The organism is Streptosporangium roseum DSM 43021, from assembly GCF_000024865.1.
GTDB lineage: Bacteria > Actinomycetota > Actinomycetes > Streptosporangiales > Streptosporangiaceae > Streptosporangium > Streptosporangium roseum.
In genome coordinates, this window is record NC_013595.1 from 9,364,681 (window position 1) to 9,390,656 (window position 25,976).

The 25,976-nt window shown below is 72.0% G+C and carries 27 protein-coding genes; 12 read left to right on the top strand and 15 right to left on the bottom strand.

Translation table 11 applies throughout. The features are described from left to right. The first annotated feature begins 26 nt into the window (after positions 1-26). Entirely contained in the window at positions 27-257 is a 231-nt protein-coding gene (locus tag SROS_RS40975) for an exodeoxyribonuclease VII small subunit (protein ID WP_165781356.1), read from the top strand. 236 nt (positions 258-493) lie between these two features. Here the strand turns inward: SROS_RS40975 and SROS_RS40980 are convergent, their stop codons facing one another. After that, positions 494-1,045, bottom strand: coding sequence for a DUF4245 domain-containing protein (locus tag SROS_RS40980; RefSeq protein ID WP_012894858.1), 552 nt, complete (start codon positions 1,043-1,045; stop codon positions 494-496). A 38-nt stretch (positions 1,046-1,083) separates the two neighbouring features. Continuing rightward, positions 1,084-1,689: a TetR/AcrR family transcriptional regulator gene (locus tag SROS_RS40985; RefSeq protein ID WP_012894859.1), complete on the bottom strand. Its 606-nt coding sequence runs from the start codon at positions 1,687-1,689 to the stop codon at positions 1,084-1,086. A gap of 84 nt (positions 1,690-1,773) precedes the next feature. Between SROS_RS40985 and glpX the strand changes: the two genes are divergently transcribed. After that, on the top strand, positions 1,774-2,808 hold the full coding sequence (gene glpX / locus SROS_RS40990) for a class II fructose-bisphosphatase (protein WP_012894860.1): 1,035 nt from the start codon (positions 1,774-1,776) through the stop codon (positions 2,806-2,808). A 251-nt stretch (positions 2,809-3,059) separates the two neighbouring features. Here glpX and SROS_RS40995 read toward each other — a convergent pair whose 3' ends face one another. After that, the gene (locus SROS_RS40995; RefSeq protein ID WP_012894861.1) at positions 3,060-3,662 is read right to left on the bottom strand and encodes a DUF1707 SHOCT-like domain-containing protein; all 603 of its coding nucleotides are present in this window, start codon (positions 3,660-3,662) and stop codon (positions 3,060-3,062) included. A 19-nt stretch (positions 3,663-3,681) separates the two neighbouring features. Beyond that, entirely contained in the window at positions 3,682-4,293 is a 612-nt protein-coding gene (locus SROS_RS41000; RefSeq protein WP_012894862.1) for a TetR/AcrR family transcriptional regulator, read from the bottom strand. Between the two features lie 137 nt (positions 4,294-4,430). Here SROS_RS41000 and SROS_RS41005 point away from each other — a divergent pair, with 137 nt between their 5' ends. Then, on the top strand, positions 4,431-5,591 hold the full coding sequence (locus SROS_RS41005) for an MFS transporter (protein ID WP_245564461.1): 1,161 nt from the start codon (positions 4,431-4,433) through the stop codon (positions 5,589-5,591). Here the strand turns inward: SROS_RS41005 and SROS_RS51490 are convergent. From SROS_RS51490 to pdxR, 7 genes are all read right to left on the bottom strand, one after another. Then, on the bottom strand, positions 5,574-5,714 hold the full coding sequence (locus tag SROS_RS51490) for a hypothetical protein (protein WP_169369487.1): 141 nt from the start codon (positions 5,712-5,714) through the stop codon (positions 5,574-5,576). The genes SROS_RS41005 and SROS_RS51490 overlap by 18 nt on opposite strands. A 52-nt stretch (positions 5,715-5,766) precedes the next feature. Next, positions 5,767-6,588, bottom strand: coding sequence for a 5-deoxy-glucuronate isomerase (gene iolB, locus SROS_RS41010; RefSeq protein ID WP_012894864.1), 822 nt, complete (start codon positions 6,586-6,588; stop codon positions 5,767-5,769). A gap of 67 nt (positions 6,589-6,655) precedes the next feature. Beyond that, positions 6,656-7,537: a Cgl0159 family (beta/alpha)8-fold protein gene (locus SROS_RS41015; protein ID WP_043658026.1), complete on the bottom strand. Its 882-nt coding sequence runs from the start codon at positions 7,535-7,537 to the stop codon at positions 6,656-6,658. 110 nt (positions 7,538-7,647) lie between these two features. Beyond that, entirely contained in the window at positions 7,648-8,613 is a 966-nt protein-coding gene (gene iolC / locus SROS_RS41020; RefSeq protein ID WP_012894866.1) for a 5-dehydro-2-deoxygluconokinase, read from the bottom strand. After that, positions 8,610-9,545 carry a TIM barrel protein gene (locus tag SROS_RS41025; RefSeq protein WP_012894867.1) on the bottom strand — a complete coding sequence of 312 codons (936 nt, stop codon included), beginning with the start codon at positions 9,543-9,545 and terminating at the stop codon, positions 8,610-8,612. The genes iolC and SROS_RS41025 overlap by 4 nt, the downstream gene beginning before the upstream one ends. Next, positions 9,542-10,519 carry a Gfo/Idh/MocA family protein gene (locus SROS_RS41030; RefSeq protein WP_012894868.1) on the bottom strand — a complete coding sequence of 326 codons (978 nt, stop codon included), beginning with the start codon at positions 10,517-10,519 and terminating at the stop codon, positions 9,542-9,544. Before SROS_RS41030 ends, SROS_RS41025 begins: the two co-directional genes overlap by 4 nt. Before the next feature lie 116 nt (positions 10,520-10,635). Continuing rightward, positions 10,636-12,081: a MocR-like pyridoxine biosynthesis transcription factor PdxR gene (gene pdxR / locus SROS_RS41035; protein ID WP_012894869.1), complete on the bottom strand. Its 1,446-nt coding sequence runs from the start codon at positions 12,079-12,081 to the stop codon at positions 10,636-10,638. Between the two features lie 67 nt (positions 12,082-12,148). Between pdxR and SROS_RS41040 the strand changes: the two genes are divergently transcribed. From SROS_RS41040 to SROS_RS41055, 3 genes are all read left to right on the top strand, one after another. Further along, positions 12,149-13,144 carry a DMT family transporter gene (locus SROS_RS41040; RefSeq protein ID WP_218919763.1) on the top strand — a complete coding sequence of 332 codons (996 nt, stop codon included), beginning with the start codon at positions 12,149-12,151 and terminating at the stop codon, positions 13,142-13,144. A 367-nt stretch (positions 13,145-13,511) separates the two neighbouring features. Continuing rightward, positions 13,512-15,164, top strand: a complete 1,653-nt coding sequence (locus SROS_RS41050) for a fumarate hydratase (protein WP_012894872.1) — start codon at positions 13,512-13,514, stop codon at positions 15,162-15,164. A gap of 42 nt (positions 15,165-15,206) precedes the next feature. After that, positions 15,207-15,620: a TIGR03668 family PPOX class F420-dependent oxidoreductase gene (locus SROS_RS41055; RefSeq protein ID WP_012894873.1), complete on the top strand. Its 414-nt coding sequence runs from the start codon at positions 15,207-15,209 to the stop codon at positions 15,618-15,620. Positions 15,621-15,718: 98 nt separating this feature from the next. On the opposite strand, the gene SROS_RS41060 is transcribed toward SROS_RS41055, so the two are convergent. Together SROS_RS41060 and SROS_RS41065 are read right to left on the bottom strand one after the other, a co-directional pair. Further along, the gene (locus SROS_RS41060) at positions 15,719-16,897 is read right to left on the bottom strand and encodes a YbfB/YjiJ family MFS transporter (protein WP_218919764.1); all 1,179 of its coding nucleotides are present in this window, start codon (positions 16,895-16,897) and stop codon (positions 15,719-15,721) included. Beyond that, the gene (locus SROS_RS41065; RefSeq protein WP_012894875.1) at positions 16,894-17,724 is read right to left on the bottom strand and encodes an alpha/beta hydrolase family protein; all 831 of its coding nucleotides are present in this window, start codon (positions 17,722-17,724) and stop codon (positions 16,894-16,896) included. The genes SROS_RS41060 and SROS_RS41065 overlap by 4 nt, the downstream gene beginning before the upstream one ends. A 79-nt stretch (positions 17,725-17,803) precedes the next feature. Here SROS_RS41065 and SROS_RS41070 point away from each other — a divergent pair, with 79 nt between their 5' ends. Continuing rightward, positions 17,804-18,397 (top strand): TetR/AcrR family transcriptional regulator, encoded by a 594-nt coding sequence (locus SROS_RS41070; protein WP_012894876.1) that lies wholly within the window; start codon positions 17,804-17,806, stop codon positions 18,395-18,397. Positions 18,398-18,402: 5 nt separating this feature from the next. On the opposite strand, the gene SROS_RS41075 is transcribed toward SROS_RS41070, so the two are convergent. Then, positions 18,403-18,792 carry a nuclear transport factor 2 family protein gene (locus SROS_RS41075; protein ID WP_012894877.1) on the bottom strand — a complete coding sequence of 130 codons (390 nt, stop codon included), beginning with the start codon at positions 18,790-18,792 and terminating at the stop codon, positions 18,403-18,405. Next, a complete protein-coding gene (locus SROS_RS41080; RefSeq protein ID WP_012894878.1) occupies positions 18,789-19,790 on the bottom strand; it encodes an NADP-dependent oxidoreductase in 1,002 nt (333 codons plus the stop codon). Before SROS_RS41080 ends, SROS_RS41075 begins: the two co-directional genes overlap by 4 nt. An 88-nt stretch (positions 19,791-19,878) precedes the next feature. Here SROS_RS41080 and SROS_RS41085 point away from each other — a divergent pair, with 88 nt between their 5' ends. The 5 genes from SROS_RS41085 (at position 19,879) to SROS_RS41110 (ending at position 25,950) form a co-directional block, all read left to right on the top strand. Further along, a complete protein-coding gene (locus SROS_RS41085) occupies positions 19,879-20,478 on the top strand; it encodes a TetR/AcrR family transcriptional regulator (protein WP_012894879.1) in 600 nt (199 codons plus the stop codon). A gap of 406 nt (positions 20,479-20,884) precedes the next feature. Next, positions 20,885-21,493, top strand: coding sequence for a superoxide dismutase (locus SROS_RS41095; protein WP_012894880.1), 609 nt, complete (start codon positions 20,885-20,887; stop codon positions 21,491-21,493). Between the two features lie 69 nt (positions 21,494-21,562). Then, positions 21,563-22,696 carry a serine/threonine-protein kinase gene (locus SROS_RS41100; protein WP_012894881.1) on the top strand — a complete coding sequence of 378 codons (1,134 nt, stop codon included), beginning with the start codon at positions 21,563-21,565 and terminating at the stop codon, positions 22,694-22,696. Positions 22,697-22,731: 35 nt separating this feature from the next. Beyond that, positions 22,732-24,522, top strand: coding sequence for a serine/threonine-protein kinase (locus SROS_RS54115; protein ID WP_012894882.1), 1,791 nt, complete (start codon positions 22,732-22,734; stop codon positions 24,520-24,522). A gap of 36 nt (positions 24,523-24,558) precedes the next feature. After that, positions 24,559-25,950, top strand: a complete 1,392-nt coding sequence (locus SROS_RS41110; RefSeq protein ID WP_012894883.1) for a class II fumarate hydratase — start codon at positions 24,559-24,561, stop codon at positions 25,948-25,950. Positions 25,951-25,976 lie beyond the last annotated feature (26 nt).

The following is a 25,976-nucleotide window of genomic DNA, read 5'->3' on the forward strand; positions in this document are numbered from 1 at the left end:
GGTGGGTGCCCTCTAGGGTGGTGGATGTGGCCGATGAGAAGACACCGTCGTATGAGCAGGCACGCGAGGAGCTGACCGAGGTGGTCCGCCGTCTGGAGGCGGGCGGTCTCACGCTGGAGCAGTCGATCGAGCTGTGGGAGCGCGGCGAGAAGCTGGCGTCGCTGTGCGAGGAGTGGCTCCAGGGCGCCCGGGTGAAGCTCGCCGCCGCCATGGCGCAGCGCCGGCAGCCCGATCCCGCCGGAGACGCGCCCTTCTGACCGGCCGGGGCGTGGCCGGCGGGCCACTCTCGCCCCCCCCGATCGAGCGGGGCCGTATCCGGAGAAGGTTTCTCACCGCGCCCGGAAGGGCCTTCTCCCCATGCCCGGAGAGTTTCTCACCGCGCCTGGAGAAGGTTGCTCGCCGTGATCGGAGGGGCCTTCTCACCGTGCCCGGAGGATTTCTCGCCGTACTCGGAGAAGGTTTCTCGTCCGGCCGGGCGGCGGCCGTCTTTCGGCTAGGGGGCGACTTTCGCCTGCTGCTTGAGGGATCCGGCCAGGGCGGACAGCTCCTCCCACTGGGCGGTGCCCGTGACGACGACCGTGGCGTCGGGCAGGAGCCGGACGAGGGAGCGCTGGTCCTTGTCCTTGCGGAGGCGTTGTTCCCAGGTCACGCCGTTGATCTGGATGCTGCCGGTGACCTCGCTGGTGTTGGCCATCCGGTTGGCGAACTCGGCCGCCGGCTTCTCGTCGCTCTGGGCGAGCATCGCGTGGGAGCGCGTGGCGGCTTCGGGGCGCTTGGCGGTGGCGAAGCCGAGCTTCCAGGTCACCGCGCCCTTCTCCTTGGTCATCCGTGAGCTCGTCGGGATCCAGCCGACGGGCACCGGCTCCGGCGTCCACACCTGGTAGGGCGCGTCGCGGCGCATGTTGGCCACGTCGATCGAGAAGTCGACCTTGGGGAGGTGCTCGGTCCTGCTCTGCGGCGTGACCAGCAGGAAGACGCCGACGCCGGCGAGGCAGACCAGCATCGCGACCGCGTAGCCGTAGAAACCCTGAGTGAACCGTTCCACGACTGTCGAGACTAGTCGCTCGGGGGCGCGGTCCGGTCTCAGGGGCGTCTGATCTGGCCGATGATGTCCAGCACGCCCTCGGCGAGAGTGCGGGAGGCGTCTTCGTCCTCGGACAGGGCGACCTCGGAGACGGCCGCGGCGAGCGCGCCGGTGAGGACCACGACCAGCGCGCCCTCGTCGCCTTCGAACAGGGCGGCGTTGCGCTTGGCCCACTGGCGGAGCCGGTCGCGCATGATGACCTCGAACCCGGGCGGCCCGTCGCCGCGCAGGAAGAGCGCGGCGAGCTCGCGCTCTTCCAGGCAGCCCTCCAGGTAAGCGCGGGCGCCGGCGATGAACAGCCGCATCGGGTCGGTCTCGCCCTCGGCGCGGGCCTCCTGGACCGCGTGCTTGGTCCGCTGGGTCTGCCGGGTCTGGAAGTCCTCGAAGAGCGTCAGGTAGAGGTCGGCCTTGCCGGAGAAGTGGTGGTAGAGGCTGCCGACGCTCGCCCCGGCGCGGGAGACCACCTCGGTGACACCGGCCTCCGCGAAGCCGCTTGTGACGAAGATCTCCCTGGCCGCCGCGAGAAGCGCGACGCGCGTGGCGGCACCCCGCTCGGAGGTCCGTGCAGTCACGCCTGTCACCAGCCGTTCCGTGTCGCTGCTCATGGTGTGCACACATTATCCCGCGCCCTCCGGCAAGAAGGGTGCAACTACGATCGTTGCAGTAATCCACGAGAGGGGCTCCTCGTCATGTCCGATCAGACGTCCGTACCTGCCGCGCTCGCCACGGGCGCACACGCACCTGATCGCAACCTCGCCCTCGAACTGGTCAGGGTCACCGAGGCCGCGGCGATGGCCGCGGCCCGCTGGGTCGGGCGCGGCGACAAGAACGGCGCCGACGGCGCCGCGGTGAACGCGATGCGCCAGCTGATCAACACGGTCTCGATGAACGGCGTGGTGGTGATCGGCGAGGGCGAGAAGGACAACGCGCCGATGCTCTACAACGGCGAGCAGGTCGGGGACGGCAGCGGCGCCGAGTGCGACGTGGCCGTGGACCCGATCGACGGCACCCGGCTCACCGCGCTCGGCATGCCCAACGGGATCTCGGTCATCGCGGTCAGCGAGCGCGGCTCGATGTACGACCCGTCGGCCGTCTTCTACATGGACAAGCTGGTCACCGGTCCCGAGGCCGCCGGGGCGGTGGACATCAACGCTCCGGTGGCCGACAACATCTCCGCGGTGGCCCGCGCCAAGGGGGGCGAGCCCTCGGACGTGACCGTGGTCATCCTCGACCGCCCCCGGCACGAGAAGATCATCAGGGAGATCCGCGACGCCGGCGCGCGGATCAAGCTCATCACCGACGGCGACGTGGCCGGAGCGATCATGGCCGCCCGCGCGGGCACCGGCGTCGACCTGATGCTCGGCATCGGCGGCACGCCCGAGGGCATCATCGCCGCCTGCGCGCTCAAGTGCCTGGGCGGCGTCATCCAGGGCAGGCTCTGGCCGCAGGACGACGCCGAGCGCCGCCGAGCGCTGGACGCCGGCCTCGATCTGGACGCCACGCTGAGCACCGACGACCTGGTCCGCTCCGACGACGTGTTCTTCGCGGCCAGCGGGATCACCGACGGCGAGCTGATGCAGGGCGTCCGCTACCGCGGCGGCCGCGCCGTCACCAGCTCCCTGGTCATGCGGGGCCGTTCCGGCACGATCCGCAAGATCGAGAGCGAGCACCAGCTCTGGAAGCTGCGCGCCTACAGCGCGATCAACTTCGACAGCGCGAGCTGAGCGGACCGGCGCCGGCGGGGCCGCCGCCGGGCCTCTCGGCGGGTCAACGGCTCAGCGGCTCAGCGGCGCGGCGGGTCAACAGCTCAGCGGGTCAACGGCTCGGCGGCTCTGCCGCGCGGCAGGTCAACAGCTCAACGGCTCAGCCGCTCGGCGGCTCAGCAGGTCAACAGCTCAACGGCTCAGCCGCTCGGCGGCTCAGCAGGTCAACAGCTCAGCGGCTCAGCAGGTCAACAGCTCAGCGGGTCAGCGGGTCAGCGGCGGAACCATGAGCGGCGGGGACGCTTGGGCGACTTGGCGACGATGCTGCCCAGGGTGACGAGCCCGGTGATCTCGATGACCGGGCCGTCGGGCGAGGGAGGGACCTGGTTCTTCTTGCCTCCCATGATGGCGGAGGCGGGCATCTCGATCCGGACGCCCTCCGGGACGATCAGCGTGAGGGTCGCGGCCATCACCGTGACCTGAAGGGTCACGTGACCGGACTGGAGCAGCGCTTCGCGCAGATCGAGCGTGACGTTGGCGCAGATCGCGGTGGCGGAGAAACGGGTGGGCACCACCCAGCGGCCCGAGCGCTCCTGCGAGCCGAAGAAAGCCATCACCGGGCCGTCGTCGGTCCGCAGCGGCTGGGCCTCCGGCGGGAGCAGGTCGGCGGTGAGCGCGGTGAGCTCGCCCAGCGTGCGGGCCTGGTAGAGCGCCTGGATCCGCTCCTCGTGCTCGTCGTGGTCCAGCCGGCCGTCGGCGAGCGCGTCGCTCAGCACGGCGGCCACCCGGTCCCGGTCGGCGTCTCCGGCGCGCAGGTCACCGGGGCGCGGCGGGCGGGCGGAGTTGCGGGTCACCGGGGGCGGGAAACTGTCCACCCTTCGACGATAATCGCTCTCAGGGCCGTAGCAGCGCGACGAGGTCGTCGACATAGCCGCGGAAGACGGCGGCCATGTCGACCCGGTCGGGGTCCAGGAGCCACTGGTTCTGCAGGCCGTCCATCATGGCGATCAGCCGGTCGGCGTGGGCCTCGGGGTCGGTGCCCGCGCGGAACTCGCCGGATTCCACCGCCCTGCCCAGCGCCCGGGTCACCTCGCCGCGGAGCCGCCGGTAGCGGCGGCGGGCCCAGTCGTGGCCGGGATGGTCGGCGGTGACCGCCTCACCGGTGATCACGGTGAAGAGCTGGACGAGCCCGGGGACGCGCGAGTTGTGCTCGACCACGTCGACCAGGACGCCGAGCGCGTCGGCGCCGGTGCGCACGCCGCCGAGGTCGTAGCGGCGCAGGTCGAGCTCGTCGCGGTGGTCGAGGACCGCGGTCAGCAGGTGCTCCTTGCTCCGGAAGTGGTGGAGCAGCCCGGCCTGGGAGAGCTCGGCCCGCTCGGCGATGCGGGCGAGGGAGGCTCCCCGGTAGCCGTTCTCGGCGAACTCCTGCAGCGCGACGGCCAGGATGCGCTCCCTCCGCGCCTCCCCGGCCGGATAACCTCTGCGCCGGTCAGCTCCCGCCCTCACGTGAGCACCCTAACGCGCAGACCCAGGTGAACGGCCATTGACCGGCGGAGACGGCGCCCCTACCCTGGCGAGAACCTGAACCCCCCTCATGTTCTCCGGAGGTCGTAGTGCCGACCCCACGCGACAGACAAGCACGAGTGGCGACCTGGGCCGCCTTCTTCGTCCAGGGTCTCTGCTTCGCCACCCTGCTCACCCATGTGATCGACCTGCAGCACAGGTTCGGGCTGAGCGACGGCGACCTCACCCTCGTCCTGCTGCTCGTTCCGGTGATCGCCGGCATCGGGAGCGTCGTGGCCGCCCCCCTGGCCGCCAGGTACGGCAGCGGCCCGGTCCTGCGGATCTCCCAGCTGGGCGTCTGCGCCGTCGTGGCCCTGTCCGGATGGAACACCGAGCTCGCCGGGCTGTACGTGCTCAGCGCCGTGTTCGGCCTGTTCGTCGGGGCGGTGGACGCGGCGATGAACATGCAGGCCGTCGCGGTCGAGCGCCGCTACGGCATGAGCGTGCTGACCGGTTTCCACGCCGTGTGGAGCGTCGGCTCGATGCTGGGCGCCGGGTTCAACTCCGCCTTCACCGCGCTCGGGATGGACCTGGGCTGGTCGTTCTCCATCCCGGTGGCCATCGGTGCCGCGATCTCAGCGATCATGCTTCCCCGGCTCTACGACCGGGACGGGGAGCGGGCTACGGCGCAGGCCGCGCGGACGGCGGCCAGGGTGCCGTGGCGGCCGATCATCCCGCTCTGCCTGGCGATGGCGTTCCTCTACGTAGGCGACGCCGCGGTCTCCAACTACGGCACCGTCTACATGGAGAGCGCGCTGTCGGCGAGCGGCTGGCTGGTGCCCTTCGCCTATCTCGTCTACCAGGCGGCCATGCTCCTCGCGCGGGTCCCGGGGGACTTCGCCGTGCGCAGGTACGGCCCTGCCCCGGTCGTCCGCGTGGGAGCGGTGATCGCGGCCGTGGGCACGCTCGGCGTCGTCGCCGCCCCCGGTGTCCTGGTGGCCGTCCTGTCGTTCGGCCTGATCGGCATCGGCCTGTCGGTCATCGCGCCGCAGTCGTTCTCGGCGGCCGGCCGTCTCGGCGCCGGAGCCGAGACGGCGATCGCGCGCGTCAACATGTTCAACTACGTCGGCTTCCTCGTCGGCGCGGCCGTGGTCGGCACCATCAACGACACCGTGGACGCGCGGATGGCGTTCGTGCCCGCCGCCGTCGTGGTGGCCCTGATCGTGCCGCTGGCCAAGGGCTTCCAGCCGGATCCGGAGCTCACCGCTCAGAAGGTCAGAGGTTCAGAAGGTCAGAGGTAAGGGGCCGCGCATCCGGCAGGAGGTGCCGAGCCGCCGGGCGCCGGCGGGCTCGCCGAGGTCGCCGATGGAGGCGGAGCCGTGGTCGCCGACCAGGACGACGGCGGGTTCGGCGACCTCCCGCACGGCGGTGGCGACCTCCCGCGTGGAGAATCCGGGCGTCAGCCCCGGGAGGAGGTCAACGCCACGCCTTCGTCATGGGGAGCCGGGGGTCGACCGCCTGCTCCGCCCAGGAGGAGCGGATCCAGGCGTGCCGAGGGTCGTCGCAGAAGGCCATGGACCGCTGGGGGGCGGGCCCGGCCAGCACGTTGAGGTAGTACAGGTCGTAGCCGGGGGCCGCCATCGACGGGCCGTGGTAGCCGTGCGGGACCAGCACCACGTCTCCGCCCGCCACCTCGGCCAGCGTGTCGTGGGTGCCGTAGACCCGCTGGTAGCCGGGGCCGCCCTCGAAGTAGTAGATCTCCTCCAGGACGGCCTCGTGCTCGGAGGCGGTGTCGTGCTTGTGCGGCGGGTAGGACGACCAGTTGCCGCCGGGGGTGAGCACCTCGACCGCGACGAGCTTGTCGCAGTCGAAGGCGTCCGGGGCGCAGAAGTTGTTGACCTGGCGGCTGGCCTGGCCGGCGCCGCGGACCTCGACCGGGACCTCGCGCGCCGGGCCGTACCGGACCGGGAAACTCCTGCTCGCCCGGGCGGCGGGGAACGCGAAACGGCCCGTGCCGGTGACCCGGGCGGTCGCGCCGACGGGCAGGTAGGCGAAGTCGCTGACCGCGTGGAAGACCGAGGTCCGGCCGTGCAACGTGAGCCGTACCCCGTCGCACTCGACCTCGCACGAGCCCGACAGGGGCAGGACCAGCATCTCCTCGTCGCCGGTGGTGAACTCCACGCTCTCGCCGGACAGGCAAAGCACGCGGAGCCCGGCGTAGACCCACCCGGCCGACTCGGGAGTGATGAACAGCGCCCACGGGGCCAGTGCCGCGCTGCCCGCGGGGATGAGGGTCATGGCCTCTCCTCCCCTCGTGGCCCGCCGGGACATGACTTTCCGGCACCGCGCCTGCCCGATCGCTCGCTCAAGCCACCTCCAGCATCGCCACGGCGGTGTCGACGGCCGCTGCCACGTCGTCATCGGAGGGATACAGCAACGCGCGGCCGACCACAAGCCCCCGCACGCCGGGAAGTCTGAGTGCTTCGCGCCAGGCGGTGTAGGCCCGCTGGGGAGCGTCCCCGGGGTCGCCGCCGAGCAGCAGGGTCGGCAGCGTCGTGGCGCGCATCACCCGTTCCATGTCGTCGACCACCGGGATCTTCAGCCAGGTGTGCGCGGAGGTCGCGCCCAGCCCCTGGCCGACGTGAATGGAACGGATGACGCCCTCGGCGGACAGGTCGTGGACGACCGTCCCGCCGGCCCGCCTCGACCAGAACGGCTCGATCATCGCGACCAGGCCGTGCGAGGCCAGCTCGGTGATCGCCCTGGCGCAGGACTCCAGGGTGGCGGCGGTGACGGGGTCGTCCAGGCCGATCCGGCAGAGCATCTTGCCGCCGTCCAGCCCCATCCGGACGATCGAGGCGGTGTCGTAGGCGGTGAAGCGGTCGTCGAACTCGAACGCCGAGCCCTGCACGCCGCCCCGGTTCATCGACCCGATGACGAGCTTGCCCTCCAGGGCGCCGAGCAGCAGCAGGTCCTCGACGATGTCGGGGGTGGCCAGCAGCCCGTCCACGCCGGGCCTGGCCAGGGCGGTCGTCAGCCGGTCGAGCAGGCCGGCGCGGCTCTCCATGGCCATCGGGCGGTCACCGACGCCGAGCGCGCCGCGCGCCGGGTGGTCGGCCGCGATGACGAGGATCCGGTCGCGCTCCTCCAGCAGTCCCCTGCGCCGCCGTACGGCGGCCGCCTCCGCGATCCGGCCGGGGAAGCGCGCGCGGATGTCGAGCAGGGCCCGGTAGCCCTCCTCCCCGATGTGCCCGGAGACGCCCGCACGCCCGGGCGCGCCCGAGCCCGGTGCCGCGATCGCACTCCCGGGGACGCCTCCGTTCCCTGCCGCGCCCGGCGGTCCCGGAACGGCCCCGCTCACCACTCTCCGCCCTGTGCCCGGCCCGGCCACTCCGCACCGAGCACGTTCTCGATCTCGTCGAGGGTGGGCATCGCCGGCGCGCACGCCAACCGCCCGGCCACGATCGCCCCCGCCGCGTTCGCGAACCCCAACACCCGCTCCAACGGCCACCCCGCCAGCAGCCCGTGACACAACGCCCCACCGAAGGCATCCCCCGCCCCCAGCCCGTTGACCACCTCCACCTCCACCGGCGCCACCTCCACCGTCTCCCCCGCACGCATCCCGACCACCCCCGCCGACCCCCGCTTCACCACCGCCAACTCCACCCCCGCCTCCAGCAGCAACCGGCCCGCCTCGAACGGATCCCGCGTCCCGGTGGCCACCTCCACCTCATCCAGATTCCCCACCGCCACCGTCACCTGCCCCAGCGCCCGCCGCACCTGCACCCGCGCCGCCCGCGCATCCGACCAGAACATCGGCCGGTAATCCAGATCCAGCACCGTGTGCGCCCGCCGCCCCCGCGCCCGCCACGCCGCCCAGTGCGCCCCCCGCGACGGCTCCTGACACAACCCCGTCACCGTCGCCCACAACAACCGGCTCCCGGCCACCGCCTCCAGATCCAACTCCCCCGCCAGGATCTCCAGATCCGGCGCCTTCGGCCAGCGATAGAAATACAGCGGGAAATCCTCCGGCGGCCGGATCTCACAGAACGTCACCGGCGTCGGCAGCCCCGGCACCGCACTGACATACCGGTCATCGACCCCGTACTCCCGCAACGCATCATGAACGAACAACCCGAACGGATCGGCGCCGGTCCGGGTGATCACCGCACTGGAACGGCCCAGCCGCGCCGCGGCCACCGCCACGTTGACCGGACTGCCGCCCAGATACTTGCCGAAGGTCTCCACCCGCCGCAGCGACACCCCCACCTGCAACGGATAGATGTCCACCCCGACCCGCCCCATGGTCAGGACCTCGATCATGCAAGCCCCTCGCTCCGGCGGTCGCCGGCGTCCGCCGGGGCGCCGGGCCCGGAGCCCCGCCCGTCGCCGCGGTCGCCGTTCACGAGTCCTCGCAGGTACGCCAGGCTCTCGCGGACGTTCTCCCTGGGGCCGGCGCCGTCGCCGGGGCCGAGGATGACGTCCTGCTCCATGACGTACCAGCCCGCGTATCCGGCGGCGCCCAGACCGGCGACGATGCCGGGGACGTCCACGTCGCCGCGGCCGAGCGGGCGGTAGATCCCCGCCTTCACGGCCTCGGTGTAGGACAGCTCACCGGACCTGACCCTCTCGGCCAGGGCGGCGTCGACGTCCTTGAGGTGGACGTGCGCGATGCGGCTCGCTGCGCGGGTGACCAGCTCGCCGGGGTCGGTGCCGCCGATGAGCAGGTGGCCGGTGTCCAGGCAGAGCGGGACCGCGCTGCCGCCGAGCACCCGGTCCACCTCCTCGGGACTCTCCACCATGGTCCCCACGTGCGGATGCAGGGTGACCGTGCGGCCGAACTCCTTGGCGTTCTTGAGGATCCGCCCCAGGTTGGCCAGCAAGGTCTTCCAGCCCCGCGCCTCCAGGGCGGGCTTGGCGTCGTAGCTCTCGCCGCCGGTGGACGCGGCCAGCACGACCACCTCCACGTCGCCGTCCCTGAAGGCGCGCATGGCGCCCCGGACCTCCGGGAGCGGGTCGTGGTGGGGGTCGTGCAGCACCACGGGGACGAAGCCGCCGACCGCGCGCAGGCCGTACCCGTCGAGCAGGGAGCGGCAGCGCGACGGCGAGGGTGGCAGGAAGCCCTGGGGCCCCAGCTCGGTGGCTGTCAGGCCCAGCTCCCGCATCTCGGCGAGCACCTGGGAGCGGTCGAGCTGGCGGCCCCAGCCGGGGACCTCGCACACGCCCCAGGAGATGGGGGCACCGGCCGTCTTCAACTGATTACCTCCGCTGTGCGGACCGGACGCCCCTCGTGCCTGGAGAGCTCGGCGGCCTCCGCGAGATAGAGCGCGGCCAGGGCGTCCTCAACTGTGCAGGGACTGTCCGTCTCCCCGCGTGCGGCACCGAGAAACGCGCCGAGTTCGGCGATGTAGGCGGCCTCGAACCTCGTGACGAAGTCCGGCCACGGCTCGCCCGGCGGCTGCAGCCCCTCGGCGCTGGTGAGCGGCGCGCGCGGGTCGAGGCCGACCGCCCGGGTCCGCAGGGTGCCCGCCAGCTCCATCCGCACGTCGTAGCCGGCGCCGTTGTAACGGGAGCCCTGCAGGGTGACCAGCGTGCCGTCGTCCAGGGTGAGCAGGGCGGCACTGTTGTCGACGTCGCCGGCCTCGGCGAAGAACGCCTCGCCCCGGTTGGAGCCGGTCGCGTAGACGCTCTCCACCTCGCGGCCGGTGACCCAGCGCAGGATGTCGAAGTCGTGGATGTGGCAGTCCCGGAAGATGCCGCCGGACATGGGGACGTAGCCGGGGGCCGGGGGCGCCGGGTCCGCGGTGATCATGTGCACCCGGTGCAGCGCGCCGAGCTCGCCGCTCCGCAGCGCCTCGCGCGCGGCCGTGTAGCCGGCGTCGAAGCGGCGCTGGAAGCCGATGTGCACGACCGTCCCGCTCTGCCTGGCAGCCTTGAGCACCCGGAGCGTGTCCTCCACCCCCGTGGCGACCGGCTTCTCGCAGAAGGCCGGCACCCCCTGGGCGCAGGCCCGCATCAGGAGCTCGGCGTGGGTGGCGGTGGGGGTGGCGATGACCACGGCGTCGGCGTCGAGGGCGTCTCCCACCCTGGCGTTCAGCCGGGCGGCGACCTCGGCCGCCCGCGCGGCGTCCGCGTCGGCCACCACCAGCTCGTCGACCCAGGGATGCGCCGCCAGCGTCGCGGCGTGGAATGCCCCGATCCGGCCGAGACCTAGCAGACCAACACGCATCATGCCTCCGAGGGAGATAGCGGCTGGTCTTCAGTTCTAAGCGAAGAGATCGGAAGCCGTCAAGGGTTTGTCAGGACATACGGACGATCTATCACCTGCGGCGCGGAGCCTCGCCGTCAGCGCCGCAGCCCGGCCGCGAAGGCGCGGATGGCCTGGTCGGCGCGGTGGACGGGGAGGCGGGCGAAACCCATGACCAGGGCGGGCGGCCCCGGGGTGCCGCGCATCGCACCCACCGGCTCGGCGGCGAGGCCGCATGCCTGGGCCGCCTCGGTGGCCTGCGACTCGTCGCAGCCGCCGGGGAGTTCGGCGAACAGGTGCAGCCCGGCGGAGACGCCGTGCACCCTGATCTCGGGGAGATGCTCGGCCAGCGCCCGCACGAACGCGTCACGCCGGGCACGGTACTCCCGGCGCATCCTCCTCAGATGCCGGTCGTAGCCGCCGTTGCCGATGAGGTCCGCCAGCGCGTACTGCTCCAGGACCGGCGAGCCCAGATCCAGCTCGCCGCGGGCCCGCCGTACCGACTCGGCGATCCCCGGCGGGGCCACCACCCAGCCCAGCCGGAGCCCCGGGGCCAGGGACTTGCTCACGCTGCCCGCCAGGACCACCCGGCCGGGGGCGAGCCCCTGCAGGCAGCCCACCGGATCGCGGTCGAACCGGAACTCCGCGTCGTAGTCGTCCTCAAGGATCGTCGCGCCGGTCCCGGCGGCCCACTCGATCAGCTCGGCGCGGCGGCGGGGGGAGAGCACGACTCCGGTGGGGTACTGGTGGGCGGGGGTCAGCAGCACCGCCCGCGCCCCGGTCGCGGCCAGGGCCCCGACGTCGATCCCCTCCCTGTCCACCGGGACCGCGACCAGGTCGGCCCCCGCCGCGCGGAGCAGCGGGAGCTGGCGCACGCCGGCCGGGTCCTCCACGGCCAGCCGGATCCGGCCGGGAGGCGGCACGGGGTGGGCGAGACGGTCGACGAACCAGTTCAGGTCGTGGCCGGCCCGGCCCTCGGGGAGCTGCCCGGCGAGCGCCTGGACCGTGAGGCTCAGCCCCTGGGCCACCCCGCCCACGATCACGATGTCGTCGGGGCCGGCGTCCGCCGCGCGGACCCTCCGCAGGTAGTCGGCCAGCTCCTCGCGCAGGGCCGGGACGCCGCCGGGGTCTCCGTAGTCCAGCGCGTCGGCGGGCAGGGTGGCGAGCGCCCGCCTGATCGAGGCGAGCCACCGCTCACGCGGGAAGGCGCTCAGGTCGGGGGATGTGGAGCGGTGGCCGTAGTACGGCTCGAAGGCGGGCACCAGGGGGTCGCGGAGGGCCGCGCCCGGGGGCCGGCTCGCCGCCGGGGCCACGCTGGTGCCCGCGCCGACCCGGGAGATCAGCAGTCCCTCCGCGACGAGCTGCTCGTAGGCCTCCACGACCACGCCGCGCGACAGCCCCAGATCCCTGGCCAGCTCCCTGCTGGCGGGCAGCCGCCCGCCGGCCGGGAGCCTGCCCTGCCGTACGGCCTCCCGGAGCTCGCGGGCGATCTGCCCGGCGATCCCACCCGCCGCCCGGTCGACGACCAGATGCAGATCGGCCAATTGGTCCTCTTTTTCAGCGCTTAATTGGACCCTGTGCGGGAACCATTGGCTTCCTAGCATGGCCGACATGAGCACAGATGTCAGTACCGACACCCCCCGGACGCGGATCCGGGGCCTGAGCCAGGCGGCGGGGGCCATGTTCCTGGTCGGCACCCTGGCCGGGGTCGCCGGCGTGATCCAGGATTACCCGCTCTACGGCGGTCAGGCCCTCCGCTACCTGCTCGCCGCCGCCGTCCTGCTCGCCGTCACCCGGCTCATCGGCCTGCGGGCCGCACGGCTCACAGTCCGGGAGGGCGCGTTGCTGGCCGCGCTGTCGCTGTTCGGGCTGGTGATCTTCAACGTCTGCGTGATCGAGGCCACCCGGCGCGGCGGCCCCGCCCTGGTCGGCACCGTGCTCGGCACCGTTCCGCTGGCGCTGGCGCTGCTCGGCGGCCGCCCCTCCCCCCGCGTCCTGGGAGCGGCGGCGGTGGTGGTGGCCGGGGCGACGCTGGCCACCGGGCTGGGCAGCGGCGACCTGCCGGGACTGATGTGGTCGCTGGGCGCGCTGTTCTGCGAGGTCTGCTTCTCGCTGCTGGCCATCCCGCTGCTGCCCAAGCTGGGGGCGGTCCGCGTCTCGGCCTACTCGGCCGCGCTGGCCGTGCCGCTGCTGGCCGTCACCGGCCTGCTCCTGGACGGCACCGCGATGCTGCGCGTGCCCACGCTCCCCGAGGCTCTGGGCCTCGGCTACCAGTCGGTGGTCGTGACCACCGTCGCCTTCTTCCTCTGGTACGACGCGCTGCCCCGGATCGGCGCCGCGACCGCGGGTCTCTTCGCCGGGCTGATCCCGGTCGGCGCCATCGCCACCGGCGCGGTCCTCGGCCTGGGCACGCCCTCGGTGCCCGACCTGCTCGGAGCCGCCCTGGTGGTCGCCGGGATCGTCATCGGCCTCAGTGCGGCTGGTCCGCCTGCGACTGCGGCAGGCTCGCCCGCTGCTGGGGGACGTCAACCTGCTGCTGGGGCAGGTTCACCGGCGGCTCCGGCCAGCTCACCGGCCACTGGGGCGTCTGCCCGTCGATCTCCCTGATGTTTCTGAGCGTGAGGACGATCAACGAGACTGTCAGTCCGACGATCACGACAACCGCGATGATCGCGATCATGACGATATTGCTGCTCATGATGGTGTTGGCGGTGTCCATGGTGTCCTCCGGCTTCCGCCTGGCATGTAACCCGGTCCTTTTCCAGCTTCCTCTGTGTCTTCGGCCACATGGGGACGGTGGACGCCAAGGGCACCCAATGCTTGTTCCAAATACTGATTTCTCATCGCATATCACCCCGTCCTCCACGCCGTGACGAGGGACACGCCTCCCTCCCCGACCGCGACAGCCGAGCGCGACGGGGAGGCCTTACCCTCTAGGAGGACCGAAGGCCCCCGGCACGGAGGATCGAAGACGATGCCCGAGTTCGACTACACCGACCTGCTCCCCATGGGACCGGATGAGACGCGATACCGTCTGATCAGCGCCGAGGGGGTGCGCGTGGTCGAGGCTGCGGGCCGCAGGTTCCTGGAGGTCGAGCCCGAGGCGCTCCGGCTGCTGACCGAGACGGCGATCCACGACATCTCCCACTATCTCCGGTCGTCCCACCTCGCCCAGCTCCGCAAGATCATCGAGGACCCCGAGTCCAGCGGGAACGACCGCTTCGTCGCCCTCGACCTGCTGAAGAACGCCTCGATCTCGGCCGGCGGCGTGCTCCCCATGTGCCAGGACACCGGCACCGCGATCGTGATGGGCAAGCGCGGCCGCCACGTGCTCACCGACGGCGCCGACGCCGAGCACATCTCGCGCGGCGTCTACGACGCCTACACCAAGCTGAACCTGCGCTACTCCCAGATGGCCCCGATCACCATGTGGGAGGAGAAGAACACCGGCTCCAACCTCCCGGCGCAGATCGAGCTCTACGCCGAGGACCCCCACGGCCACCCGGACGAGTACAAGCTGCTGTTCATGGCCAAGGGCGGCGGCAGCGCCAACAAGTCGTTCCTGTACCAGGAGACCAAGGCGGTCCTCAACGAGAAGCGGATGCTCCAGTTCCTGGAGGAGAAGATCCGCTCCCTCGGCACCGCCGCGTGCCCGCCGTACCACCTGGCGATCGTCGTCGGCGGCACCTCCGCCGAGTTCGCCCTGAAGACGGCCAAGTACGCCAGCGCCCGCTACCTGGACGCCATCCCCACCGAGGGCTCGGCCAGCGGTCACGGCTTCCGCGACACCGAGCTGGAGGCCAAGGTCTTCGAGCTCACCCAGAAGCTCGGCATCGGCGCCCAGTTCGGCGGCAAGTATTTCTGCCACGACGTCCGCGTCATCCGTCTCCCCCGCCACGGCGCCTCCTGCCCGGTCGCCGTCGCGGTCTCCTGCAGCGCCGACCGCCAGGCCCTGGCCAAGATCACCCCCGAGGGGATCTTCCTGGAGCAGCTGGAGACCGACCCGGCGAGGTTCCTGCCGGAGACCACCGACGAGCACCTGTCGGACGACGTCGTGCGGATCGACCTCAACCGGCCGATGCCGGAGATCCTCGCCGAGCTGACCAAGTATCCGGTCAAGACCCGCCTGTCCCTGAGCGGTCCCCTGGTCGTCGCCCGCGACATCGCCCACGCCAAGATCGGCGAGCTGCTCGACGCCGGCGGCGAGATGCCGCAGTACCTCAAGGACCACGCGGTCTACTACGCCGGTCCCGCCAAGACCCCCGAGGGCTACGCCTCCGGCTCCTTCGGCCCCACCACCGCCGGCCGCATGGACTCCTACGTCGAGCGCTTCCAGGCCGCCGGCGGCTCCAAGGTCATGCTCGCCAAGGGCAACCGCTCCAAGCAGGTCACCGACGCCTGCGCGGCCCACGGCGGCTTCTACCTCGGCTCCATCGGCGGCCCCGCCGCCCGCCTCGCCCAGGACTGCATCAAGAAGGTCGAGGTCCTGGAGTACCCCGAACTCGGGATGGAGGCCGTCTGGAGGATCGAGGTCGAGGACTTCCCCGCCTTCATCGTCGTCGACGACAAGGGCGAAGACTTCTTCACCGATTCGACCGGTCCCGTCCTGTCCATCGGCCGCCGGTAGCCCGCCGGCCGTGGCCGGTGGGCCGCGCTGTTGAATGGCGGGATGGACGAGTTCCAGGCCCGCGCCCGGTTCCGGGACGCCCGGGTCGCCCGGCTGGCCACGGCGGACGCCCAGGGCAGGCCCCACCTGGTGCCCGTCACCTTCGACCTGGACGGCGACACGGTCGCCTTCGCGGTCGATCCCAAGCCCAAACGCACGACGGACCTCCGTCGCCTGCGCAACATCGCGGCCAACGACCGGGTCTGCCTGCTGGTGGACCACTACGACGACGACTGGACGCGGCTGTGGTGGGTCCGCGCGGACGGGAGGGCCCGGGTCGCCGGGGACGGCGCGGACCGGGAACGGGCCCTCGGGCGTCTGGCGGAGCGCTACCCGCAGTACCGCGACCGCCCTCCCCGGGGCCCGGTGGTCCTGATCGCGGTGGAGTCCTGGACGGGCTGGTCCTACGAGGGTTAGACGTGCGCCGCGTCCGGCCGGGCCCGCTGGTCCTCCGTCAGCTCCGGATCCACCGCGGCCGGGCGTGGGTGATGAGTGCCGGCTCGTCGGGCCCGGGATCAGGCGCCCCGTCCCGGCGAGGCCGGGTCGCGCGCCACGGTCGGCGGTGCGGGCCGCTGACGGCGGACCGGCGCCGCGATCATGGCCGCCACGGCGCACAGGACCGCGGTCCACACCAGCGTGGCTTCGGTTGAGGTGTGGTCGGCGAGGATGCCGGCGACCCAGGGGCCGGCGGTCTGACCGGCCGCGAACAGCATGGTGAAGGCCGCCAACGTGGCCGTCCAGTCCGCGGGCGGGGTGTCGCTCCTGATGAGCGCGGTGACGGCCGCGGGAACGCCCATGAACGTCGCCCCGTAGATGATCGCGGAAGCGAGGATGACCGGCAGCGTGGGCGCCGCGAGGGCGAGCGCCGCTCCACCGCTGAGGACGCCGAGCAACGTGGCGAGGGCCCGGGTGCCGGGCCAGTCGGTGATCGGGCGGCTCCACAGCGCGGGCGCCGCCATGACGGCCAGGCCCAGCGACGTCCAGACGATCACCACCTGGGTGGTCGGCGCATGCCGTTCGGCGAGATAGGCGGACAGGAAGGTGATGTAGGTGATGTAACCGGCGGCGAACAGCACGTAGGCCAGGGCGGTCCGCCAGACCGGACGCACCCGCGCCCGCCCGGCGGTGGCGGCCGGCGCGTCCTCGTCCGTGCGCGCGGCGGTCCAGCTGACCACCGTCGCCAGACCGGCGGCGACGCTCAGGCCGGCCCAGGCGACGGGCCAGTGATCCCCCAGCGCCGGGATGGTCGCGCCGCTGAGGACGATGCCCAGCCCGGTGCCGGCGAAGTAGACGGTGATGGGCGCGCCGGAGGAGACGCGGGTCGCGATGCGCGATGCGATCACACCGCCGGTGATGAACACCACCGCCCCCGCCGCCCCGGCGGCGGCCCGCGCGGTCAGCAGCACCAGGTAGTCATCGCTGGTCGCGGTGGCGGCCAGGGCCACCGCCGTGAGGAGCATGCCCCAGCGGAAGGTGGCGGCGGTGCCCAGCAGGCGGACGACGACGGCGGCCGCCATCGCGCCGAGGAGGTAGCCGAGCCCGTTGGCGGTGCTCATCGCCCCGGCTTCGGCCAGGCTCCAGTGGAGGTCGTCACGCATGGCCGGGACGAGTAGCCCGTACGCGAAGCGCGCGAGCCCGAGCGCCGAAGCGGTGCCGAGAGCCAGCCGTACCGCCTGCCACATCGGTGGCCTCATCGGTACCGCGCGAGGAAGCTCAGGACCGTACGCGCCAGCGTCACACGGTGGTCCGACAGGGAGTGGTCGGTCGCGAACACATGGTGTTCGAGCTTCTTCACGGGCTGCGCCCGGTATGCCTGGACGACCGGTCCGTGGTGCACGTCGTGCGGGGTCACGGGGTCGAGGCCGGTGCCGATCAGGAGGACAGGGCGGTCCGCGAGCAGCGGTGCGAGGCCGGCCAGCCGCCACGTCTCCCCGGCCGCCTCCATCTCGTCGACGAGTGCCTCCCCGCTGGTGCCCTGGAGCGGGCCGAGCTCGCCCTCGAATGCTTCGACATAGCGGGCCCGCGCACCCGGGTCGTCGCGGCAGAGCGCCGCGACCGTGCCGAAGTCGAACCCGGCCACCGAGGCGACCGCGGTGATCGACGGGTCCGCCGCCGCGGTCATCAGCGCGGCGAAGCCGCCGAGGCTGTGGCCGATCAACGCCAATCGCCGGAGGTCGAGCCGGTGAGCGGCTGCCAGTTCACGGTCGCGCAGGCCGGCCACGACCGCTGCCGTGTCCTCGAGTACGTGGGACCACGACCACGGACCACCGACTCCCCACGAGCCGCGGTAGTGGAACACCAATGACGCGTAGCCTGCGCGACGCAGCACCTGTGCGAGATCGAAGTTGCGCTCGTTACCGGGGAACCCGTGCAGCAGTGCGACGACCGGGTGCGGCCCCCGGCCTGCCGGTACGTGCAGGACCCCGCGCAGGGTCGCTCCGCCGCTGTCGAAGGTCAGCGCGGGCGTGGTGGCCGGGAAGTCACGATCGCCCGGAGGGTCGGTGGCGAGCGGGTCTGTCATCGCGGACTCCAGAGATCGAACCGATCATTACGATCCGGGATGCTAGCAGTCGATCGAACCAATCGGTACCATCTGCCGCATGCCAGTCGCCAAAGGCTCGACGATCGACCCCGCACGCACCCGCGCCACGATCCTGGAGGCAGCCACCCTGGTGCTGTACGAGCGCGGACTCGACGGCATCGGCGTCACCGAGCTGTGCACCCGCGTCGGAGTGTCCAAGGAGACGCTCTACCGGCACTTCGGCACCAAGGACGGGCTCGTCCAGGCCATGCTGGAGGCCCGGAGCGAGCGGGTGTCGGCCTGGCTGGCCGATGCCGTCGCGGCAGCCGGAGACGATCCCGCCGACCAGCTCGCGGCGGTGTTCGACGCCCTCCAGCGCTGGTACGACGAGCCGGTCTTCCGCGGCTGCGCGATGGTGAACGCGGCCGCCCAGCACCACGTCGAGGCCGTACGCGCCATCACCGCGCGCCACCTGGGCCGCTACCTCGAACTCCTCACCGGTATCGCCACCCGCGCCGGAGCCGCCGATCCGCACGTCCTGGCCCGGCAGTTGCTCATGCTGGTCGAGGGCGCGACCGTCGTCGCCGAACACCTCGGCGCGGCCGGTACGGGCGAGCACGCCCGCCGCGCCGCGCTCACCCTGCTGTCGGCCTCCGCCCGGGAGCAGTCCTGAGGCGTTCAGGCGTGGTCGAGCGGACTGAACTGGATGCCGGCGAGCCGCCATCCGCCGGGCAGCTCGATCCATGTCTGGCTCAGCCGTACTGCCAGAGTCATCACCTCGCCACGCCAGGATGCCCGGCTGCGCTGGACGCAGCGCACGATCGCGGCGCGGTCGTAGCAGCGCACGTCCAGCTCGGACGTCTCCAGGGAGAGGTAACCGAAGTCGGCGTGCCGGTCGATCCACTGCCGCTTGTCGAGCTGGTAGCCGCGCTCGCCGATGGACATGAAGTCGTCCGCGAGCAGCGCGTTCAAGCGGGCGGTGTCGGCGCGCAGCTCAGCGTCGTCGAAGGCCTGCCGGAGTTCGCGGATGCCGGCCGTCACGTGGTCGTCCTGTCGTGCGGCGGTCATCGGACGGCCGGACTTTCCAGGACCGCGTCTCCCATGGTGACGACCAGCTTGCCGGTCGTGTGCAGGCGGGCGAAGTCGACGCATGCCTGCGCGCCCTCGTCGAGGGTGTACCGGCGGCCGATCGTGGCGGGCAGTCCGCCGCGGGCCGCCAGTTCGCCGACCTCGCGCATCCCGCCGAACGTGCCGTCCATGTCCAGCACGAAATGCAGGCGGACGTCATCGCGGCCGATCCACTCCTGCCGCGGTACGGGATAGGTGATCGTGAGGAGGCGTCCGCCCGGGCGGATCGCCCGCGCGACTCCGGTCAGCTGGTCGCTGGGCAGGGTCAGGTTGAACGCGACGTCGATGTCCGAGGGGTACTCGGATTCCGCGTACCCGATGGTCCGATCGGCGCCGAGACCGCGAAGGATGCCGGCGTCGGCGTCGGTCGCGGTGGCGATCACCCGCGCTTTCGCGGCGGCGAGCAGCGGGATCACCGCGGTACCGACGCCACCGGTGGCGCCGATGACCAGGACGGTCTCGCCGGGCCGGAGCTCGGCGGTGGCCATGAGTACGCGCGCGGTCAGGCCGATGGTCGGCAGGGCCGCCGCCTGCTCGACGCCGAGGCCGTCCGGCCTGTGCGCCAGGAACGGGGTGTCGGCCTCGAAGACCGCGTACTCGGCCAGCGAACCGGTGCTCAGCGACGGCCGGGTCGCACCGGCCATCGCGCGCAGCGCCCGGGGCACAGCCTGGCCGAAGATCTCGTCGCCTACCTGGTAGGCGGTCACCCCCGCGCCGACCTCGCTGACGGTGCCGGCGAAGTCGTTGCCGGGCACGTGCGGGAACTCCAGCGGCACGGTGTCGCGAAAATCGCCGCTGGGCAGCCGGACGTCAGCCGGGTTGATCGAGGCGGCGGCGATCCGGACCTGGATCTGCCCCGGGCCGGGCCGGGGCGTCGGCACGTCGGTCACCGTGTACTTCTCGGGTGGCCCGTAACCGGTCGCGACAACTGCCTTCATGTACCCTCCAGAAAACGGACCGCTTGGTCATGTTTTCCGGGAAGCTAACAGGAAGCGGACCGCCCGGTCAACTTGCTAGGGTGTCGATGTGAACCCGACGCGTCCGTTGCGTGCCGATGCCGCCCGCAACCGGCAGTCGCTGCTGGCGGCCGCCGCGGACGAGTTCGCCGAGCGGGGCCTGGACGCCTCGGTCGCCGACATCGCCCGCCGGGCGGGCGTCGGGAAGGGCACGGTGTTCCGCCACTTCGCCACGAAGGACGACCTGATCGCCGCGATCGTCCTCGACCGGATCGACGCGCTCAACGAGGTCGGCGAAAGACTGCTCGGAGCGGCGGATCCGGGAGCGGCGCTGCTGGAGTTCCTCACCGTCGCCGCGCACCAACGGCAGCAGCGCGACCTGTCGTTCCTGCAGGCGGCCGGCGAGCTCGACGCGGAGGTCACCAGGGTCCGCACGAAGATGTTCCACACCGTGCACACGCTGGTCGACCGGGCCCGGGAGCACGGCGCCGTGCGAGCCGACATCACCGGTACGGACGTCATCCTGCTGATGTGCGCGCCGAACTACATCGCCGGCTACGCGCCGGACGCCTCACCTGACCTGTGGCGGCGATACCTCGCCATCATCTTCGACGGCCTGCGGCCGGAAGGCGCCCACCCGCTGCCCCAACCGCCGCCGGCGACCGCCTGACGCCGCGGACATAAGCTCTGCCCGTCGACACCCGCCGAGGCGTCCGCAGAGGCAGACGACGGCGCCCTTCGGCGAGGTGACCGGCCACGTAGGCGACGTCACAGCGGAAGCCGGACCTCGGGGAGCGAGTGGCCGGTGAGGGCGTCGAGCTGGTCGGGGGGCTCGCGCCACGGCGGCGGTGCGAACGCCGCCGCGTAAACCGATCTCAACGCCACGGTGGCAGGCGCTCGATCGAACGTCGGCCCCGCAGGCACGAGCCCCCTCTGGACCAAACTGACACCTGCCATCATGAAGTAGTTGCGAGATATTCGCAATAACTGAGAGTCCTAGGTCGCAAGACTGATGCAGGTGCATGAAAGTTGCAATAGTGTCCGAAGGAGCAGTGATCAACGAGGAGGTAGACCCCATGGGCGAGTACACCCTTCCGGATATGCCCTACGACTACGCGGCACTGGAGCCCGCGATCACCGGCGAGATCCTGGAGCTGCACCACTCCAAGCACCACGCCGCCTACGTCAAGGGCGCCAACGACACGCTGGAGCGGCTGGCCGAGGCCCGCGACAAGGGCGAGTTCGGCGGGCTGGTCGGGCTGGAGAAGACCTTCGCCTTCAACCTGTCCGGGCACGTGCTGCACTCGATCTTCTGGCAGAACCTCTCCCCCGACGGCGGCGACCGCCCCGACGGCGAGCTGTCCGCGGCGATCGACGAGCACTTCGGCTCGTTCGAGGCCTTCCAGAAGCAGCTCACCACCGCCACGGCCGGCGTGCAGGGCTCCGGCTGGGGCATCCTGGCCTGGGAGCCGCTGTCGCGCCGCCTGGTGATCGAGCAGGTCTATGACCACCACGGCAACGTCGGGATCAACACCACCCCGCTGCTGGTCTTCGACGCCTGGGAGCACGCCTACTACCTGCAGTACCGCAACGTGCGCCCCGACTACGTCGAGAAGCTGTGGAGCCTCGTCAATTGGACGGATGTCACTCAGCGTTTCTCAACTGTAACGAGCGCGAAAATCTGACCGAAGAACGCAAGAAGATTCGGCCCGGTCTCTACTGGTCGCATTACGCAAATCGGTAAGCTGCCCCACATGCGTGCGCCGTCCGGATACCTTCTTGCAGCGCGCTACCGGCTGTCAGAACCGGTTGGGCGCGGCGGCATGGGCACCGTCTGGCGAGCGCACGACGAGCTGCTCGACCGGGAGGTGGCCGTCAAGGAGGTGCGCCTGCCCCTCGTCCTCGACGAGGAGCTGCGGGCGGAGCTGTGCGCCAGGACCGAGCGCGAGGGCCGGGCGACCGCGATGGTCGCCCACCCCTCGGTGATCACCGTCTTCGACGTCGTCACCGAGGACGAGCGCCCCTGGATCGTGATGGAGCTGCTCCGGGCCAGGTCACTGGAGCAGCTCCTCCAGGACCGGGGCCCGCTGCCGCCGCGCCAGGTGGCGGAGATCGGGCGGCAGGTGCTGGGCGCGCTGCGGGCCGTGCACGCCAAGGGGATCCTGCACCGCGACGTCAAGCCCAGCAACGTCCTGGTGACCGACGACCGGGCGGTGCTCACCGACTTCGGCCTGGCCGCCCTCGAAGGCGACGTGTCGATCACCCAGGCGGGTATCGTGCTCGGTTCCGCCGGATACATCGCCCCCGAGCGCGTGCTGGGCGCCAAGGCCCACCCTTCCGGAGACCTGTGGTCGCTCGGCGCCACCCTCTACACCGCCGTCGAGGGCCGCGGCCTGCACGGACGCCGTACGGCCGCCGCCGCGCTGGCGGCGCTGACCAGCGGCGAGCCCATCCCGATGGAGAAGGCCGGGCCGCTGACCCCGGTGCTGCAGGGCCTGCTCAAGATCGACCCGAATGCCCGGCTCGACGCGGTGCGCGCCTCGCTGATGCTCGCCCGGGTGGCGGCCGGCGGATCGGCCGAGGAGCCGCTCGCCCGGGCCGCGAGCAGGACCGTCAAGAACGCCGCGACGATCACCGTCCCCTCGTTCAACCGCCGTCCGCAGCACCGCGGGACGCACCGGGTCGGCTCGGCGCCGATCCCGGCCCCGTTGCCCGTGCCGACCCCGGTGCCACACCCCCGCGGGCACCGGCGTCCGGCCGAGGGGGTGCACCGCAAGCCGTCGGAACGCCCCCCTGCTCAGCGCCCGTTCATCCGGTTCATGACGCCTTTCATACGGTTGATGCTCCCGCGGCTCCTGTGGCCCAGGGAACTTCGTAAGCGCGGATAAAGCGATCTTCAAGTAAGAATGGCTATCTTCTTCTCATGCCGGAACAGCAGACGCGCGTGCTCGCTGACCGCTACGAGCTGATCGCACCGCTCGGCCGGGGCACCATGGGCACGGTTTGGCGTGCCTACGACCGTTCCCTGGGCCGTGAGGTCGCAGTCAAGGAGATCCGCCAGGAGTCCGGGCTCAGCGAAGCACAGCGCGCCGAACTTCGAGAGCGCATGATCCGTGAGGGTCGTACGGCTGCCCGTATCAGCCATCCCTCCGTGGCCACCGTCCACGATGCGATCATCGAGAACGGCAGCCCGTGGATCATCATGGAGCTCGTGCAGGCGCGCTCCCTGGAACAGGTGATCGAGGAGGAGGGGCCGCTGCCTCCCCGGCTGGTCGCCGAGATCGGGGTGGACCTTCTCGGCGCGCTGCGGGCCGCCCACGCCCAAGGGGTGCTCCACCGCGACGTCAAGCCCGGCAACGTGCTGATCACCGAGAGCGGCCGGGTGGTGCTGACCGACTTCGGCATCGCCAAGGCCGAGGGCGACACCAACCTCACCAAGACCGGCATGGTGATCGGCTCCCCCGGATACACCGCGCCCGAGCGGGCGCGCGGAGAGCACACCGGACCCGAGTCGGATCTCTGGTCACTCGGCGCCACGCTGTATTTCGCGGTGGAGGGCCGGCCGGCCTACGAACGGTCCTCGGTGGCCGAGACCCTCGCCGCGCTGATGACCGACAGGGCCGACCCACCGACCCAGGCCGGACCGCTCCGTCCCGTGCTCGAACAGCTCCTGGAGCGGGACCACACGGTACGGCTGGCGCCCGCCCAGGCGGCGGCGATGCTCCGGGCGGTGGCCGACACTCCTTCGACCTCGGTGAATCCGGCGTCCGCGACGCCGGCGATTCCCCTGAAAGCGGCAGCCCCCGTGAAACCAGTGACGCCCGCGACTCCCACCCCGCCGGTTCCCGCCGCCGCGCCCCCGGCGGGCGAGGAGGGCGAGGAGTTCGACGCCGACCGCACCATGCTGGTCATCCGGCCCAAGAACGGCCTCCGCCTGCCCGGTGCCGGGCCGGCCCCGGTCGCCGCGGAACCGCCCCCCGTCCCGGGGCCGCAGGGTCCGCCCGGCCCGTCACAGCGGGGCAACCCCGCCCCGGGAGGGCGGGGCCCGTCCGCGCCGGGGACGCCGGTGGCCTGGGGACCCGGGTCCCCCGCGGAGCCGCGCACGGGAGTCTCACCGGACGGCCACCCGACGGACCGCGGACGGCTGCCCGGTCACGCGGACCCCGCGCCGCCGGGTTCCTGGCAGCGGCCCGGACCGGGAGGACCGGGCGCGGACCACCCGCAGCCCGGACCGGGAGCACCCGGCGGAGCCCACCCTTGGCAGCCCGGACCTGGAACACCCGGCATGGACCACCCGCGGCAGCCCGGACCGGGGACACCCGGCGGAGCCCACCCCTGGCAGCCCGGACCTGGAACACCCGGCGCGGACCCCCCGCGGCGCCCCGGACCGGGAGCGTCCGACCGGGGGCACGGGCTGGGGACCGAGCTGTTCGCGATCGCGGGACAGGGCGGCAAGGGAGAGCAGACGACCACGCCCGCCAGGACCCGGACCGGTCTGATCGTCCTCATGGGGGTGGCGGCCGTCGCGCTGGTGGTGATCGTGATCGTGGCGGTGGCGGTCTTCGCGAACAAGGGCAGGAGCGGGGCGGCGCCCGCCGTACCGCACCCGGCGGCCGCCGCGTTCCGGGACGCGCCGGTCCCGGCCGCCGTCACCCGGCACGCCCCCGCCGGGACCGGCGCGTCCCCGGCCGGAGATGAGCATCACTCAAGTTAAATTTCCGCTTTATCCCGCAGGACGCAGACTGGACTGATGAGCGAGTATCGGATCGAGCACGACTCGATGGGTGACGTACGGGTCCCGGCGGATGCGAAGTGGCGGGCGCAGACCCAGCGGGCGGTGGAGAACTTCCCCATCTCGGGGCGGGGCCTGGAGAGCCCGCACATCGCCGCGCTCGGCCTGATCAAGGCGATCGCCGCCGAGGTCAACGCCGGGCTGGGAGTCCTGGACAAGGAGCTGGCCCAGGCCATCGCCGAGGCCGCCACCGACGTCGCGGAGAACGAGTGGGACGGCGAGTTCCCCATCGACCTCTTCCAGACCGGCTCCGGCACCTCCTCCAACATGAACGCCAACGAGGTGATCGCCACCCTCGCCGAGCAACGGCTGGGCCGCGCCGTCCACCCCAACGACCACGTCAACGCCTCGCAGTCGTCCAACGACGTCTTCCCCACCTCCATCCACGTCGCCGCCACGACCGAGGTGACCTACCACCTCATCCCGTCCCTGAGGCACCTGGCCACCGCGCTGCGGGAGAAGTCGTTCGAGTTCGACCAGGTGGTCAAGGCCGGCAGGACCCACCTGATGGACGCCACCCCGGTCACGCTCGGCCAGGAGTTCGGCGGCTACGCCACCCAGATCGACAACGCCATCGCCCGGGTGCGCGGCACGATCCCCCACCTCGCCCAGCTCCCGCTGGGCGGCACGGCCGTCGGCACCGGCATCAACACCCCGCCCGGCTTCGCCTCCCAGGTCATCGAGAAGCTCCGCGAGGCCACCGGCCTGCCGTTCTCCGAGGCCCCCGACCACTTCGAGGCCCAGGGCGCCCGGGACGCCATCGTGGAGCTCTCCGGCCAGCTCCGCACGGTGGCGGTCTCGCTCAACAAGATCGCCAACGACCTCCGCTGGATGGGCTCGGGCCCCCGGGCCGGACTCGGTGAGATCAACCTGCCCGACCTCCAGCCCGGGTCGTCGATCATGCCCGGCAAGGTCAACCCGGTGATCCCCGAGGCCGTGTGCATGGTCGCCGCGCAGGTCATCGGGAACGACGCGGCCATCGCCTTCGCCGGAGCCTCGGGCACCTTCGAGCTCAACGTGATGCTGCCGGTCATCGCCCGCAACGCGCTGGAGTCCATCCGGCTGCTCGCCAACGCCTCCCGGCTGCTGGCCGACCGCTGCGTCCACGGCATCACGGCCAACACCGAACGCCTCCGCGAGTACGCCGAGTCGTCCCCCTCGATCGTCACGCCGCTCAACCCCCACATCGGCTACGAGGAGGCCGCCAAGATAGCCAAGCAGGCCCTGGCGGAGCGCAAGACCATCCGCGAGGTGGTCATCGAGCGCGGCCACGTCGCCAGGGGCACCCTCACCGCGGAGCAGCTCGACGCCCTCCTCGACGTGCTGTCCATGACCCGGCCGCCGTCGTAGGCCCGCTCCCCTGGAAGACTGGGATC